At 38.1% G+C, this 14,458-nt stretch carries 16 protein-coding genes; 7 read left to right on the forward strand and 9 right to left on the reverse strand.

Annotated features, from left to right (window positions below; all coding sequences use genetic code 11):
* Nucleotides 1-138 precede the first annotated feature (138 nt).
* Together A5N88_RS06090 and A5N88_RS06095 are read left to right on the forward strand one after the other, a co-directional pair.
* Complete coding sequence (locus tag A5N88_RS06090) at nt 139-1,233, forward strand: CotS family spore coat protein (protein ID WP_066264138.1); 1,095 nt, start codon at nt 139-141, stop codon at nt 1,231-1,233.
* A 2-nt stretch (nt 1,234-1,235) separates the two neighbouring features.
* Complete coding sequence (locus A5N88_RS06095) at nt 1,236-2,804, forward strand: glycosyltransferase family 4 protein (protein WP_083953062.1); 1,569 nt, start codon at nt 1,236-1,238, stop codon at nt 2,802-2,804.
* 139 nt (nt 2,805-2,943) lie between these two features.
* Here A5N88_RS06095 and A5N88_RS06100 read toward each other — a convergent pair whose 3' ends face one another.
* From A5N88_RS06100 to A5N88_RS06110, 3 genes are all read right to left on the reverse strand, one after another.
* The gene (locus A5N88_RS06100; RefSeq protein ID WP_066264139.1) at nt 2,944-3,291 is read right to left on the reverse strand and encodes a hypothetical protein; all 348 of its coding nucleotides are present in this window, start codon (nt 3,289-3,291) and stop codon (nt 2,944-2,946) included.
* A 935-nt stretch (nt 3,292-4,226) separates the two neighbouring features.
* Nucleotides 4,227-4,679: a hypothetical protein gene (locus A5N88_RS06105; protein ID WP_066264141.1), complete on the reverse strand. Its 453-nt coding sequence runs from the start codon at nt 4,677-4,679 to the stop codon at nt 4,227-4,229.
* Between the two features lie 69 nt (nt 4,680-4,748).
* Entirely contained in the window at nt 4,749-5,216 is a 468-nt protein-coding gene (locus tag A5N88_RS06110) for an SRPBCC family protein (RefSeq protein ID WP_412733858.1), read from the reverse strand.
* Between the two features lie 538 nt (nt 5,217-5,754).
* Here A5N88_RS06110 and yjcZ point away from each other — a divergent pair.
* Entirely contained in the window at nt 5,755-5,886 is a 132-nt protein-coding gene (gene yjcZ, locus A5N88_RS24185) for a sporulation protein YjcZ (protein WP_083953063.1), read from the forward strand.
* Nucleotides 5,887-6,050: 164 nt separating this feature from the next.
* Here the strand turns inward: yjcZ and A5N88_RS06115 are convergent, their stop codons facing one another.
* Nucleotides 6,051-6,590: a GNAT family N-acetyltransferase gene (locus A5N88_RS06115; protein WP_066264144.1), complete on the reverse strand. Its 540-nt coding sequence runs from the start codon at nt 6,588-6,590 to the stop codon at nt 6,051-6,053.
* A gap of 278 nt (nt 6,591-6,868) precedes the next feature.
* Here A5N88_RS06115 and A5N88_RS06120 point away from each other — a divergent pair, with 278 nt between their 5' ends.
* Together A5N88_RS06120 and A5N88_RS06125 are read left to right on the forward strand one after the other, a co-directional pair.
* Nucleotides 6,869-7,423, forward strand: a complete 555-nt coding sequence (locus A5N88_RS06120) for a GNAT family N-acetyltransferase (protein ID WP_066264146.1) — start codon at nt 6,869-6,871, stop codon at nt 7,421-7,423.
* A 210-nt stretch (nt 7,424-7,633) separates the two neighbouring features.
* On the forward strand, nt 7,634-7,780 hold the full coding sequence (locus tag A5N88_RS06125; RefSeq protein ID WP_157090612.1) for a hypothetical protein: 147 nt from the start codon (nt 7,634-7,636) through the stop codon (nt 7,778-7,780).
* 101 nt (nt 7,781-7,881) lie between these two features.
* Here the strand turns inward: A5N88_RS06125 and A5N88_RS06130 are convergent, their stop codons facing one another.
* Both A5N88_RS06130 and A5N88_RS06135 read right to left on the reverse strand, forming a co-directional pair.
* Nucleotides 7,882-8,427 (reverse strand): GNAT family N-acetyltransferase, encoded by a 546-nt coding sequence (locus tag A5N88_RS06130; protein WP_066264148.1) that lies wholly within the window; start codon nt 8,425-8,427, stop codon nt 7,882-7,884.
* 280 nt (nt 8,428-8,707) lie between these two features.
* A complete protein-coding gene (locus tag A5N88_RS06135; protein WP_066264150.1) occupies nt 8,708-9,262 on the reverse strand; it encodes a hypothetical protein in 555 nt (184 codons plus the stop codon).
* Between the two features lie 706 nt (nt 9,263-9,968).
* Here A5N88_RS06135 and A5N88_RS06140 point away from each other — a divergent pair.
* The gene (locus A5N88_RS06140; protein WP_066264151.1) at nt 9,969-10,202 is read left to right on the forward strand and encodes a hypothetical protein; all 234 of its coding nucleotides are present in this window, start codon (nt 9,969-9,971) and stop codon (nt 10,200-10,202) included.
* A 222-nt stretch (nt 10,203-10,424) separates the two neighbouring features.
* Here A5N88_RS06140 and A5N88_RS06145 read toward each other — a convergent pair whose 3' ends face one another.
* The 3 genes from A5N88_RS06145 to A5N88_RS06155 all read right to left on the reverse strand — a co-directional run bounded on the left by A5N88_RS06145 (nt 10,425) and on the right by A5N88_RS06155 (nt 12,321).
* The gene (locus A5N88_RS06145) at nt 10,425-11,048 is read right to left on the reverse strand and encodes a TasA family protein (RefSeq protein WP_066264153.1); all 624 of its coding nucleotides are present in this window, start codon (nt 11,046-11,048) and stop codon (nt 10,425-10,427) included.
* 84 nt (nt 11,049-11,132) lie between these two features.
* A complete protein-coding gene (gene sipW / locus A5N88_RS06150; protein WP_066264155.1) occupies nt 11,133-11,681 on the reverse strand; it encodes a signal peptidase I SipW in 549 nt (182 codons plus the stop codon).
* Entirely contained in the window at nt 11,650-12,321 is a 672-nt protein-coding gene (locus A5N88_RS06155) for a DUF4047 domain-containing protein (RefSeq protein ID WP_066264156.1), read from the reverse strand. Before A5N88_RS06155 ends, sipW begins: the two co-directional genes overlap by 32 nt.
* A 255-nt stretch (nt 12,322-12,576) precedes the next feature.
* Between A5N88_RS06155 and A5N88_RS06160 the strand changes: the two genes are divergently transcribed.
* A complete protein-coding gene (locus A5N88_RS06160) occupies nt 12,577-14,289 on the forward strand; it encodes a M4 family metallopeptidase (protein WP_066264157.1) in 1,713 nt (570 codons plus the stop codon).
* Nucleotides 14,290-14,458: the final 169 nt, after the last annotated feature.

The following is a 14,458-nucleotide window of genomic DNA, read 5'->3' on the forward strand; positions in this document are numbered from 1 at the left end:
CCGCATTAAAAGGTTCGACGCCGGTAAACTCAAATGCTGTTAAAGGGGGATTTTTGCGCCAGCTAAGCTTAGACCTCTAAGGTTCCATGCTGGACTAAAAAAACCCATTTAAGAAGTGTAAAGGAGGCAAACTGCAAAATGGAGAATACAACGATTCAGCCTTGGGATACAGAAGAGAACGTTCACGAGTTTTACATCCCTCAGTATATTGAAAAAATGGCTCATGATGTGCTCCAAAAATATGATCTTCATGTTAAAACCATGGAAGTAGTAACAACAAAATCGGATAAAGGCGGTGCTATCTGGAAGCTTGAAACCGATAAAGGGCCTAAAAGCTTAAAACTTTTACACAGAAGGCCTTCCCGCAGTTTATTTAGTTTAGGAGCTCAAGAATATTTAGTCGATGTACAAAAAGCAAAAGTTCCCCCCATTGTAAAAACGATAAATGGAGAGAATTTTGTAGAAGCTGGAGGAAAGCTATGGTTTGTTGCGGAATGGATTGAATCTTTGTTTCCCGTCAGCAAAGATTTAGAGGGGGCAAAGAAGCTTTGCTTCGCTCTGGGTGAATTCCATCACCTGAGCAAAGGATTTACTCCCCCGCCGCAAGCAGAAGTAGCATCAAGACTGGACAAATGGCCTCAAAGCTTTGACAAAGTCCTTCGGAAAATGGACTGGTTTAGAAATATTGCCCATGCTTACCATGACATGCCGGCAAGTCCCTACTTGCTTGAAGTTATCGAAACCTTTGAAGAACAGGCGAAAGAAAGCATTAGAAAGCTTCAGGAATCTTCCTATTTTGAATTAATGAAAAAGGGTAATGCTTACTGGGGTCTGGTTCACCAGGATTATGGCTGGTCCAATGGTCAAATGGGCGCAGATGGAATGTGGATTATTGATCTCGACGGCGTAGCGTTTGACCTTCCTATCCGCGATCTTAGAAAGCTTATATCAGGTACTATGGCTGATTTGTTTCATTGGGATGCAAACTGGGTGATGGAAATGATCCAAGCATATCACGAAGCCAATCCGATTTCGCCTAAGCTTTATGATTTACTGATGATTGATTTATCCATGCCTAATGAATTTTATAAAAATATAAAAGAAGTTATTTTTGAACCTGAATTATTCCTGACAGAGCCAACTATACAACTCATCCAAACCATTGTATCGACCGATGAATCGAAGTGGCCCGTTTTGGAACAAATTCGCGGCGAATGGAAAGGAATGGAATAAAGATGAAAATTCTTATGATTTGCACAGAGAAACTGCCAGTTCCCCCGGTACGGGGAGGAGCCATCCAAACCTATATTTCAGGTAGTCTTCCTCATTTAAGTAAGCTTCATAACATTACCGTTTTAGGTATCAGTGATGCTTCTCTTCCTGAACATGAAACCATTGAGGGTATTCAGTATGTCCGTATCCCCGGGCAAATTTTTGACCTTTATCGAGAAGGAGTGGTGAATTATGTAAAAACACATTCCTTTGATCTCATTCATATTTTTAATCGCCCACGAATGGTGCTAGCAGTCCGTCAAGCTGCTCCTGAGACAAAAATCACACTCAGTATGCATAACGATATGTTCAATCCTGATAAGATTGACCCTCAAGAGGCACGAAGAGTAATTGAGGATGTATCGGGTATTGTCACAGTCAGTGACTATGTTGGAGGGGTGATACGTGACCTTTATCCATTTTCTGCTCCTAAACTTCGCACCATTTATTCTGGGGTTGATATTGAACGTTTCCTTCCAGGAAAGCATGCAGCTATGCAGAAAATAAGGAATGATATTCGCAGAGAACATGGACTTGAAAATAAAACGGTTATATTATTTGCTGGCCGACTTTCTCATAATAAAGGTGTAGATCGTCTTATAAGAGCACTTCCAGCTCTTTCATCCAAGCATAAAGATTTAGCTCTCATCATTATGGGGAGCAAGTGGTTCAGCCAAAATGACGTAACAGACTATGTCGCATATGTCAGGGCCTTGGCGAAAAAGCTGCCTATTCCTGTAGTCAGCACAGGTTTTATTTCCCCTTCTGAAATTCATAAATATTTTGCTGCCGCTGATCTGTTCGTTTGTACGTCACTCTGGCAGGAACCATTAGCACGTGTGCATTATGAAGCCATGTCAGCAGGGTTGCCTATTGTCACAACCGCCAGGGGAGGAAATCCAGAAGTGATTTTACCCGGGGAAAATGGCCTTGTGGTTCAAAACCCAGAGGATCCGTACGAATTTACTGAAGCCATATCAAAAATCTTAACAAATAAAAATTTAATGGAAAAAATGGGTGAACGCGGTAGAGAACTTGCCGTTTCCAATTATCCTTGGAAAAGAGTAGGAACCGAGATACTCGAAGTATGGGAGCATGCAAAATACTCACCAGTAAAACCAATCCAATCGGATGAACCGATTTTATCTGTTTCCACTGAAAATACACCTGAAGTCAAACAAAACGATGCATTAGCCCCTGGAGAATCTGCTCCGAGAAACAAGTCTAGTAAAGTTGAACTTAGAAAACAATTGTTAAGTTTGATGAATAAATCGCCAGGCTTCCCTTCTTTACTCGGTACCAAGCCTTCACAGAATTTCTCCAATTCCAAACTGGAAGGGTTTGAACACAAGCATCCACTTAACCAACAGACCATTCCTTCAAGTACATCCTTTTCCAATGGGATAAAAACTAACTCAATTCATACAAATAACAATCGAAAAGAAGTATTGAGAGCTGAATTAAAAAAGATACTGATGAAGAACTGGAGCAAGGATGTAGATTCCAAAACTTTTTTTAATGATCACTTGTAATCGCGTTTCATTTTCTACACAAATAGTAAATGCCCGCCTCTCCAGCAACGAGAAGCGGGCTTTCTTAACTCTTTCTTACAATCTTTAAGTAGAATTCTGAAAAAAATTACAATTATCTGTTTATATTTTTACATTATCTTCAGTTATTTCTAAACAAGTTTTTCAATAATTGGCTCCTTATAGATTTTAACTCTTCTTTCAGGTGGTCTTTTACATCATTTACTTTATTATCTTCGTCCTTATCTTCTTCTTCTTCCTCTTCCTCTTCCTCTTCTTCTTCTTCGTTGTCTTCTTGTTCATCGTCCACTTCGCCTTTGACAAATTCTTCGTCTGAACCATCCTTAAATTCTAGTTTTATGGTAACCTCACCCTCATTCCTCATTTCAGCTAGTAAACGAAGTGCCTCCTCATACGTTGCGCCTTCTTTTAAGTCCACTCCATCAGGAAAGTCCATGATCAATTTAAATTTGCTAACCTTTTTACTCAACTTTGCTTCCCCCTTTTAAAAGTGCATTACAATTAAGCCAAGGTGTACTTGATCCTTCTCTGCTACTTTTACCTTTTCAAGCTATCCCAAGTTTTTTGAAATATAAAAGATAAAATCACAAAAACCCCGTATTATGAATATTTGTTGGTCAAAGTAGAGAATACTGCTTAATGCGTTTGTTATAAGGTATGTTTATGAAAGGTCAATGGTCTAGGACAACTTCATCAAATTTTGATCTTCCCTTTAAAATGAAACTTTTACCCAAAAGCATAATGAAAGTGTAAAAAATTCAATTATTATTTAGGGTGCTTTATCATTTCCCAGTCCTTTGAGCTTTTTACTTATTATGATATTAAGCCTTAAACGATCTAACCATTTTTTAAAAACGCTTCTTTTGCATGAACCCATTTATATCCTCGCAGTATTCCAGCCCTTCAAAGGAACGATAATGAACATCCAAATTCCCCATTCGCTAGGCAATCATAGGCCATTTGCATCAGTCATTTTTTCTTTAGACTGTTTGTTGATATATTCTGCACATTTTTGAAAAAGCAACATAATCTCGTTGTTTCATCCGCGTTTCTTCCTCTTTTTTCAAAAAAATTTATGTATCAATCCATTCAACCGGATGGGTATACATCGCCCTCTCTCCGTAAAATGGCTTTCTATTTCATATATTAATTCAACTGACGATTGATCGCTTATCGTAATGAAAATTTCCGAGTGGATATCCCTTAATAGGCAATACAGTCTCTTAAACATTTTAAATTGTTGCCTTTTGGATCGAGAGTAAAGCCTTATTTCAGATTTTGATAATTCCTTCCAAACTAATCGACTTTAAGCCCTGTTTATCCTGTCACTTGAATAATTAAGTATTTCAAACAAAAGGGACAACTGAAAACGTTGTCCCTTGCTTTTACAAATTATGAGCTTCCTTATGAATGGTTTGGGTAAATGAATCCTTTTCGTATGTCAGCCTCCATGAAATTTTCATATTTTACAGGTGCGTCTGCAAGTCTTCTCATCATACTCAGCTGTCCTACATGTGTCATGGCATCTGAAAATGGCCCTTGGATCAGCTGTTCGTATGTTCGGATGCTTGGTGTTAAGTCTTTTTCTAGAATATGGTCCAATTTTTCTGCTGTTTCATAAAATGCCTGTACTTCCTGTTCCCAGTTTTTCATCTTTCTGTAATCCTCTAATGGAATTTCTTGAAAACAGTGAATCGTATAAGCCATAAGAAAGGTAATATGATTCAGGATTTCGATTGGCTTTCGTACCTCGTTTCCTAACTCCAAATGTGAGAAATGCGACGGAACCTCCTGAATCGCTTGAGTCGCCCGGTAGGAAAGGGAAGCCAGGAAATGGCGAAGTAAATCATTTTTCATATATGTACCTCCAAATTTCAGCATTTTCTCTTTGAATAGACTGTTTTTAATTTTTATACAAATCTTAACTCAAGAAGTCTCTTTCATCCTCTTATCCAGCTGCTCAAGAACAAATGGCCAAGCCTCCGCGTGCTGATCTCTTGACTCGGCATCAGGAAATCCTGCGTGATGAAGCCGAAGCAGTGTACCTTTACCAAAAGGCTCCAGTTCAACGGTTACCACCGTTTCTTCTCCCTTTGTACCTTTTACACCTGTGACCCATGTTAATTCTATGAGTCTATTTTCTTCGAGTCTCAAGAATCTGCCATAATGAGGGTTGCGTTGTTCCTTCTCTTCCCCTTCAAATTTAAATACGGTCTCAAAGAAAAAGAGCGTATTCACTTCCCCTTTCATTAACACTGTCCCAGGAGCCGCAAACCAACGGTCGAATTGCTGTGTCCATGCACTATATAATACCTCTGCAGAAGAATCCATGGCACGGTCAACGGTCAAATCGAAAGGTCTTTTAGAAAAATCTGGTTTTGTTACAGTTTCCATCATCATTCCTCCATTATTAATAGCATCCACTTTGTACAAGTGATGATTCATAAAAAAATCCTTATTCCATTTTATATTAGTATTTTTTTGGGTTGTTTTAAATCATTACTTGAATTTCCATTCATTCTTGCGAAAATTCCTGTACATGCAGACAAGACCATTATCCATATTATGGTTGTATTCACATGGATTGCTCTTTACAAACATAAAGTCAGTCCGTATGTTGCCTGCCTTCTTGGTATTTTTCGAATAATCGTTTTTTTGTCAAATAGCAACAAAGTTAACGAAAAATGACGCTTTGTCTTTTAAAGAAAAATGGCCCGCTATTTTATTGGCTATAATAAGGTGCATGCTTCTCGATTCCACCCGATTACCCCTTTTTTCTAAAATGAATCACATCAGGCTTCCCATTCGAAGTTTTCTGCGACTCCACCTGCCCTCTTAGCAAACAAAAAATCTTATAATTGTGCATTAGCCCAATCCAGATATCTAAAAAGCACATACAGTACATTAACCCAGTTAAAAGGTGGTGTAATGTATGGGATTCTATGGTGGAGGTTGCGGCTATGGTTACGGCGGCTACGGCTATGGTTGCGGCGGACAGTGGTTCGCATTAATCATTGTTCTGTTCATACTGTTGATTATTATTGGTGCAACAATCTGTTTCTAATATTCTAGATCAGACTTACCAGCTATGATCGTTACAAATAATAGCTGATTCGTAATCAAACCCGCTCCAGAGCGCTCTAGCCAAGCGCTCTATTTATTTTGTGTATGCTTTAAAATGACGCATCCATGTGTAAGGATTTCCAATTAGAGGGATGACTTATTACATTATCCCTTGAATCGGGCCATTAAGACCGTATTATAATATTTTCCGTCCGATAAAATCTTGTCTTTTTTTAACACCCCTTCTGTTTCAAAACCATTCCGCTCATACAGCTGAATTGCTTTTTCATTGGTTTCTAAAACCTTCAGCGTTAATTTTTTGATATCTGCGCTCTCAGACCAGGAAATCGTTTCTTTCAATAGTTTTTTTCCAATCCCATGTCCCCAAAATTCTTTTAACACACACACACCAAACTCTGCCTGATGGGAAAATCTCTTAAGCTCATTCCCTTGACATCTTGAAAATCCTACAATTCGATGATCAACCTCCGCAACCAGGAATAAGTTTCTTTTTCCTTCGGTATCTCTTACTATGACTTGTTCAAAGGCTTGGGGATCCAGGTAGTCTTCTCCTTTTTCCCGATCTAAATTTTCCGTCTCCCCATCGATCTGTACTCTTAATTCAGACAGCTCTTGTGCATCATTTATTATCGCTGATCGAATCGTATATCTTATTCCATTTCCCAAAAATTCTTTTGCGCTCATTTTTAATAACTACTCCTATTTTTAAAAGATCATGATTGTAAATTCTACTCTCTTTTGCATTAGTCCTTCTTTGTTACAAGTCAATCTTATTACTATTAATTTTCATAATAGATTCTAATTTTTCAAAAAAATATCTTTGTACCATGGCCAATTTCTTTTTTATGAACTATGATCAATTCATAGCAATTTCCCGAGCTTTTTATTATATAATATTTCCAAGCTGAAATGCTGCAGCAGTAATCGTATATAGAATCCTAATGAAGAAAAGGAGCCGAAAAATGAATTTAACATATGAAGTACTGTCAGAAAAAGAAATGGAAGCCTGCAGAGACTTGTGTAATGAACTCATGGTTTTTCAAAAATCAAAGGCGTTTATAAAGCCTGAACTGTTTGACGGCATGAATTTTGACACCAGGATGGTCCCATCCATTAAAAATGCCGCCCACAATTATATTGTTGTAGTGAAAGATGCTGGGAAAACGGTGGGTTATGTTTATTCGAATATCTCTCCTAAAAAAACCTATTCAAATGAATTTGCCACTTTTTTTGATCCTACTACAGTGGCAACCGAGATGGTAGGATGCCTCTCTCAATTCTATATTCAAGAAGAGTACAGACAGTATGGGGTTGGATCCGTACTGTTTAAAATGGCAATGGAGTGGCTGCAGCAGTTTGACGATGTTCAGGATTATTTCATCTTTGTTTCAAATGGCAATGACAATGCCCTTGAATTTTATAAACGGAAAGGATTTTCTGTCAGCCATGATATATTAGACGGTTTTATTACCGTTTTGCGTAATAAAGAGTATTTTGAAAATGAGAGTGTTTCTTAATTAAAAGGTTATAGACTGAAGGTTTTTGACGTACTTGCATAAAGTGCGCCTATGTGGCTCAACATTATTAATTTCCTTATTTTACTGGGACAGGTTGATCCGTTCCCTGTCCCCTCGATTCAAACAAATGGGTTATAAAATCTGCTTCCATTATGGAAAGTGACAATGATTGAAAAAAGCAATAGAAAAAACTACAGGGCGGTTGAAGGATTGGAGTACCATGAAGATTTAAATAGCTTTCAAAGTCAAATAAGTGATTCGAAAAAATGGTTAAGCCGGTTATGGCTTAGTATGATGATCAGCGAACCCGCGGTAAAGACAGGTAAATCGATGGATACTCTGGTGCCATCAAAATAAAGAGGTCCAGTACAGCAAATCAAAAGAAACATCCGGTTCTTCCTTTAGAAGTGCGAACCGGATGTATAAGAGTGCACTGTAACGAAACCTTTCCTAAAGATCTACGCTTCATCCTTTAATATAGAGTACAGCTTCAGATTTCTATACTTTCCTTTCGTAAACATACTATTTCTTAAAGTGCCTTCATAAAACATGCCTGCTTTTTTCATGACTCCTTCTGAACCCAGGTTATCTTCTATGCATCTCGCTTCGATCCTTTCCAGATTCATGGTTGTAAATCCAAATTGAATAATGGCTTTTATTGCTTCCGTTATTATTCCTTTTCTCCAGTAAAGCTTTGAAAGTATGTAAGCAATCTCTGCTTTTTGGTGCTTTTGATTCCAACTAACAAAATTGATGGTTCCAATCAGCTTGTGATTTTCTTTATACTCAATTCCAAAGAACACTGTTTTTTGCTCTACTATGTGATTCAGAAATACCTTAGTATCTTCTATTGATTGATGCGCATGCCAGTTTACATATGCCGCTACATCCTCCATCGAGCAATATTCAAACATGTCCTCCATATCATCTGTTCGTATTTTCCTCAGCATTAGACGTTCTGTTTCCAGTTTAGGCAGTCGTTCGATCAGTCTTTCTTTATCCATAAAACAGCACTCACGACCTTTCCAAAATAATTGCTATATCACCTAATTCTACTTCTGACTATCAACCCCTCCTTTAATACCACCCATTTTTATTTGCATGGCTCTTTCGGAAACTTTGTTGCTATTGGACACAAAAATATCATTTTAAAAATATGTTTAGTATTAAAACATGTGAAGAGCTACGAAAAAATGCCACGAACAAAGACAACTCAAGGAATCATTCTTTGTACGTAAAGCCACAATCTATGCGAAAACAGCGATTAGCATAAAAAAAGAGCCGCTATAAAGCAGCCCCTACCGGTTTTTGAAATTCTAGCTTCGTGCCTTTTTGAAACAAGATACTTCTAACTTTTCCCTTGTCAACAATGAACTCAATACTGTTCTTATGAATCTTATCTACATACATGATGACTCTGCCGGATGTATCTGTTCTTTCTACATAATTTTTGCCGTACGCTTTTTTTACTTCTGCACTCGTACTGCCAATGGAAATTCCTTTTGCTGTTTTAAACCGTTGATCAGAAAACATATATCTGACCATTTTGCTATCAACAAAAGAAAATATTAGTTTTCCGCTTTTTCTATTCTGTACATAGGTGAGGTTTTTGATTTTCGGTTTTTCTGTAAAATCTACACTTGAAGGCTTGCCAAACACATTTATGACACCCTTTTCACTGGAATCCAATGTAACCGTTCGTATATGCTCTCCTGTAAGTGATGTGCTTTTGGTTTGAACAGGATTCGGCACTCGATTTGGAGGAGAGACATCACATCCTGCTACAACCAAAACGAAGCACAAGTAAAACCATAACCATTTATTCTTCAATATGGTCATCTTCACGCCTCCTTTTTTAATGGTACTATTGTTCCTCATCGCCATAGGTTTCATTCTCTTCCATTTCTAGTATTTCAAAAAATACATTAGCTCCATGGATATAATAAAAAGCTGCAGCTGCAGCCTTTCTTCATCATTACCTGTAGTTAGGATTCCCTTTAAAAGATTTCTGTCCTGACAGCTTTTTTATGATTTCATTCAAATACTCCCCTGCACCCAGGGCACTGCCCGCGTTCTTGATTCCGCTTTGAAAGACTAAGGGTATGTTTTTCTCCAGCACTATCATTTGATTGCCGCCAATTATCTGTATTCTTTTTTTATCTGCTGAAATTTTTATAAAGGCTTTTTTTCGTAAAATTTGTTGCTATCAACACAAAAAGTGATAAAAAATCGAGATTCAGTATTATAACTTCTGCTTTTTTCTACAAAATTGTAAAAATCTCTATCTTTTATGTACATTCCTACAAGGATAGGGAGTGAATACAGTTCCAATCCTAAGGTTGCTTCCTTTAGGGAGCAATACCTCCTTTCTTTTTACAAAAAGGAAGGAACTCCGACAAATAGTGCAGCGAGAGTTGACAAAACCTCTCATGTCATATCGAGTAAATCTATGTTATATTTAGCTTAAAAATATGAATACATCTAATAAAGGGTCCTTTTTGACTTTTCTTAGTCACCTCCCTCTATGACGAAGGGAGGGACTGAGATGGAATATTTAAAGCGAATGCTCGAATTTTCGATAATGTATGAGGAGTGCGACATCACTCATACCATTTCATGTAATAAAAACAAGCTCATTATTGTTCGTTACAGCAAGGATGACAGGCTTTTTAAAATTACTTACCTTCCTACTTTGTCCATTGTCTACTTTCAGGATATTTACTCCACTCTCGATACAATTAATAAAACATTAAACCATTACGCTGATGCGACCTGCTGAGATACACACACTTTTTACATTTCCTGCATACTTCTAAATAAGGTTAAGACTATTTTTTTATTAGGCTCAGTTATACTCTCCTGTTGATTTCCATTCCAAGCGCTCGCTTTCCGCTCCAATCCCCATTACATTTAACTTCAATATATCCTAATAAAAAGAGTTATAAAAAGAGCAATTGCCCCATGGTCAATCGCTCTTTTTTGTTTCTCTAAAAATGGGTGACTAGTTATTGCCAGTATCCGGATTATCATAATATGTGCCATCGGCTTGCTGTGCGTTGAATGTCCAGTCCACTTTGAGCTTATCCCCCTGGAATTGATTTTGATCTTGTCCATTGTCTACAAACTCGAATAATACAAAAATTTTATCCATCCCGCCAGCTTTAATTCCAAGTGGAGCCAAATGATGTCCGCCCACTCCGCCATACGTATCGATTTCGGCTAAATCTGGTGTTTGATTTTGCAAATCATATAATGTCGTCTCGACCACTGGATCAGTGGCTGTAGTGGTATTATACATAATGGTGACTTTGATATGCTTTGCCAAATCATCGGTATTATCGTTTTTTGCATCGATTACACTATATTTTGTATCTAATAATACTTTGGAAATATCAAGGGAACCGCTGTTTTCTAGTGTAAACTCTCTGTAAATTTGATCCCCTGGCTTCAAATTGTTAAGATTAACCATCGTTTTTGGGTTTACTTTTAAATCCAATGTACCCGCCGCAAACGTATTGCTCGTTTTTGCACTGCTGCTAAAGTATGAAAATGTCCCTCCCCCAATTAAAGACATCCCAAGCGCAGCACTCATAACACCCTTTGTGATCTTTTGTGTAAAGCTCATCGAGAAATCCCCCTTTACCTTTTCAAAAAATATTTATTAAGACTCATATGTATAGCGGTTGATACATAGGAGACATAACCAAATTTATAAGACTTTTTCAGCTTCAAGCTCTTTTCTTGCGCCGACAATGGAATACATGGCTGACAGAATTAAAAAAATTCCCGGCACAATTAATAATAAAGCGGCACCGGCCTTCGAATTTGCATAATTCATGACATATCCGATATACGGAATCGTAAAACCTGTATATTTACCTACTACATCAGACGGCGCCACTGTCCATACATCTGGCGCGTTGTTGTTATCCCCTTTTGTTTTATAAGAAACATTTTCATTTACTTTTTTTACCTCAAAAATCCTGTGTGTAATGGTTTTCCCATCCATATTAAATGTAATAATATCTCCCTTTTGATAGGAGTTTTGCTGATTTCCCAATTTGATCGAGATGATAGATCCTGTTTGAAAGGTAGGTTCCATTGATCCTGATAGAACGGTCTTTACCTGATAACCGAGAATGGTTGGTTCTCCCCCTGAGACTCTGGCGGACAGGATTGAAAAAACTAAAAGGCACAAAACGATAAGAGAAATACCTTTCAATAGGCTACTTGCTATTCGGATGATTTTCTTCTGCATTCTTCTTCACCTGCTTTATTATATTTGAATGGTTTGGGAGCACTTTATTCACTTGTACTGCCCTCTGGGGTTGATTGTTTTCCGTTTTCGTCGGTACTTCTATGGATGTATTCGCTTTTTCTTCCTGTTCCTTTATCTTTTGTTCAATCGTGGAGCGGAGACTCTCGATGTTTTTATAGTTTTCTGTTATTTTCACTTCACTTTCTATTTGTCTTACCCGCTGGAAGCCTTCACGAACAAATACATATTCCTTGATATCTCTGCCTAAACCGCTTGGGATTTCATTGTTATAAGTACACATCTTTTTATACACATCATTTAATGTCTTTTCTTGCTTTTTTAATTTCTGGCCAGCATCTTCTACTTTAAGGAGCTCTGCTTTCCAATCCTCTATCGAAATGCCAGTTGAAGCTGGAGGCATTTCATCATAGGCAGCTTTCATATCTTTCTGGATACTACCAGCCTGGTTTACCAGCTGCTTAATGGTGTCAGGAAATACATAAGCCGCAGATATCGTGATCGGATCCGCTTTTACTTGACTGGAGAATACTGCTTCGGTCTTTCCTGTCAACTGAACTCCTGTATAGAAGGAAATACAGCACAGACACGGCAAAATCAATGATTTGGGTACTGCTCTCATTTTTGGCCTCCTTCTGAAAAACCGTTTTACTAGTTTTTATTATCACTGAATGATCTGAAAATTTAAATTGGGATAATTCCTCCTAAGAAAACCTTGTTTTTTTGTCTTACTTTGTCATTTCGATGTCATAAGCTTGAAAAAACGCCGAAAAATTAACCCAATATTGGATTGCCTGAAAACTATTGATTCTGATTTGAATTTTTTAAATAATTTAATTGTTATATCATTTTTGCCATTATAGAAGGGGTGAATGGATTGAAAAAGAAAAAGAAAAACCAAAAGAAAGCAAGCAAAAAAACAGTTATTCCTGCGGTACTAGCCTTATCCGTTGCAATCGGAGGGGTTTTGCCTGCTGTACCTTCCTTTGCTGATTCAACAACAGCTGTGGCATCAGCACAATCCAAACAGGATATTGTAAAGGCATTTCTGGCATCACAGGTCACAGACAAGTCCGCACGATCATTAGACTCATCTACTGCACCAGCCGGTGATCAATTTAAGATTATTAGTGAGAACACTGATAGTACCACTGGTACATATCATGCTCGTACAATTGAACAATACAATGGAATTCCGATATATGGCTCAGGGCAAACAGTAGCACTGGACAAAAATAATAATGTGTATGCATTTTTCGGAAAAACCATAAAATTCCAGGCTCGCTCAGTAATACCCACTGACCCATCCATTTCAGAAGATGATGCGATTGATGCTGCCAAGAAAGGTGTAGAATCCCAAATCGGCACTGTCAGCCGCTATGATGGCATCGACTCACAGCTAACGCTCTATCCTTATAAGGGTAAATACTATTTAACATACCTGGTGAAGCTTTCTACCTCTGTGCCGGCACCGGGCTATTACTTCTACTTTGTAGATGCAACCAACGGTAATGTCGTAAACAGTTTTAATGCGATTGATAATGCAGCACCCGCTACAACGCCCGTAACAGCAAAAGGGTTGGACGTATTCGGGAAAATGCAAACCTTCACAGCTGCTCAGGATCCCACCACGAAAACAGACTATTTATATGGCACCTCGCCGACAAATGGTGTCCAGATTCATACGTACACCGCCTACCATATGCCTGAAGTAAGTTTCGAATTATTATCAGGCCTCTTTGGTATAACCGGATGGGAAATAAACACAAACAGTCCGAGTAATTTCTTCTATGATCCTGCAGCCATTTCAGCTTATATCAATACAAGTAAAGTGAACGATTATTATCAGAAAGTTTTTAGTCGCAAAAGCTTAGATAACAAGGGGATGACATTGAATAGTACAGTCCATGTAGGAACACAGTGGAATAATGCGGCCTGGAACGGTAAAGAAATGCTTTATGGAGATGGTGATGGAGTAACACTTGGTTCACTTTCCGGTGGTCTGGATGTTACCGGCCACGAAATGACCCATGGTGTCATTTCCAATACTGCTAACTTAACTTATCAGGATGAGTCGGGTGCTATTAATGAATCGTTAGCAGATATATTTGGTGAATTTATTCAAATAAATAATACTGGAAAAGCCGACTGGCAAATGGGTGAGGATGTTTATACTCCTAATATTCCTGGAGATGGAGGCCTACGTTCCTTCAGTGATCCAGCATCTCTAAAAGTCAGTACGACCTACATGCCATCCGGACATTACCCGGATACGTACCAGGATCGTTATCAAGGAACATTGGACAATGGCGGTGTGCATATCAATAGTGGGATTAACAACAAAGCAGACTATTTAATCTGTCAAGGCGGTACTAACAACGGCATAACCATTACCGGAATTGGAACCTCTAAGGCTCAGCAAATTTATTATCGAGCGTTAACTCTGTATTTAACGCCATCTTCCGGATTCCATGAGATGAGAGAAGCTGCCATCCAGGCTGCCCGAGACCTTTACCCTGACAAAAATGGTGCACCTTCACAGGAAACTCAAACGGTTATGGATGCCTATACTTCTGTGGGCGTCAATTAAAGAATTTTCAAACTTCAAAAGATATGCTCCAAGGATGGCCTATTCTCCTCTTAATTGAATAATGCTAAACAATAAAATGGTCCAGATTTTCAATTTTCCGGGCCATTTTATGTTTCAATTACTCTATAAAAACCCGCTAGTTAAGGCTGTATTTTTTCTTTAATTTGGC

It is taken from the genome of Heyndrickxia acidicola (assembly GCF_001636425.1).
In the GTDB taxonomy this organism is placed as follows: Bacteria; Bacillota; Bacilli; order Bacillales; family Bacillaceae_C; genus Bacillus_AE; species Bacillus_AE acidicola.

What these genes read in the sequence shown, in the direction of transcription:
- A5N88_RS06090 (WP_066264138.1), top strand. Translation starts at nt 139, where the DNA reads ATGGAGAATACAACGATTCAGCCTTGGGATACAGAAGAGAACGTTCAC.
- A5N88_RS06095 (WP_083953062.1), top strand. Translation starts at nt 1,236, where the DNA reads ATGAAAATTCTTATGATTTGCACAGAGAAACTGCCAGTTCCCCCGGTA.
- A5N88_RS06105 (WP_066264141.1), bottom strand. Translation starts at nt 4,679, where the DNA reads ATGAAAAATGATTTACTTCGCCATTTCCTGGCTTCCCTTTCCTACCGG.
- A5N88_RS06110 (WP_412733858.1), bottom strand. Translation starts at nt 5,216, where the DNA reads ATGGAAACTGTAACAAAACCAGATTTTTCTAAAAGACCTTTCGATTTG.
- yjcZ (WP_083953063.1), top strand. Translation starts at nt 5,755, where the DNA reads ATGGGATTCTATGGTGGAGGTTGCGGCTATGGTTACGGCGGCTACGGC.
- A5N88_RS06115 (WP_066264144.1), bottom strand. Translation starts at nt 6,590, where the DNA reads ATGAGCGCAAAAGAATTTTTGGGAAATGGAATAAGATATACGATTCGA.
- A5N88_RS06120 (WP_066264146.1), top strand. Translation starts at nt 6,869, where the DNA reads ATGAATTTAACATATGAAGTACTGTCAGAAAAAGAAATGGAAGCCTGC.
- A5N88_RS06130 (WP_066264148.1), bottom strand. Translation starts at nt 8,427, where the DNA reads ATGGATAAAGAAAGACTGATCGAACGACTGCCTAAACTGGAAACAGAA.
- A5N88_RS06135 (WP_066264150.1), bottom strand. Translation starts at nt 9,262, where the DNA reads ATGACCATATTGAAGAATAAATGGTTATGGTTTTACTTGTGCTTCGTT.
- A5N88_RS06140 (WP_066264151.1), top strand. Translation starts at nt 9,969, where the DNA reads ATGGAATATTTAAAGCGAATGCTCGAATTTTCGATAATGTATGAGGAG.
- A5N88_RS06145 (WP_066264153.1), bottom strand. Translation starts at nt 11,048, where the DNA reads ATGAGCTTTACACAAAAGATCACAAAGGGTGTTATGAGTGCTGCGCTT.
- sipW (WP_066264155.1), bottom strand. Translation starts at nt 11,681, where the DNA reads ATGCAGAAGAAAATCATCCGAATAGCAAGTAGCCTATTGAAAGGTATT.
- A5N88_RS06155 (WP_066264156.1), bottom strand. Translation starts at nt 12,321, where the DNA reads ATGAGAGCAGTACCCAAATCATTGATTTTGCCGTGTCTGTGCTGTATT.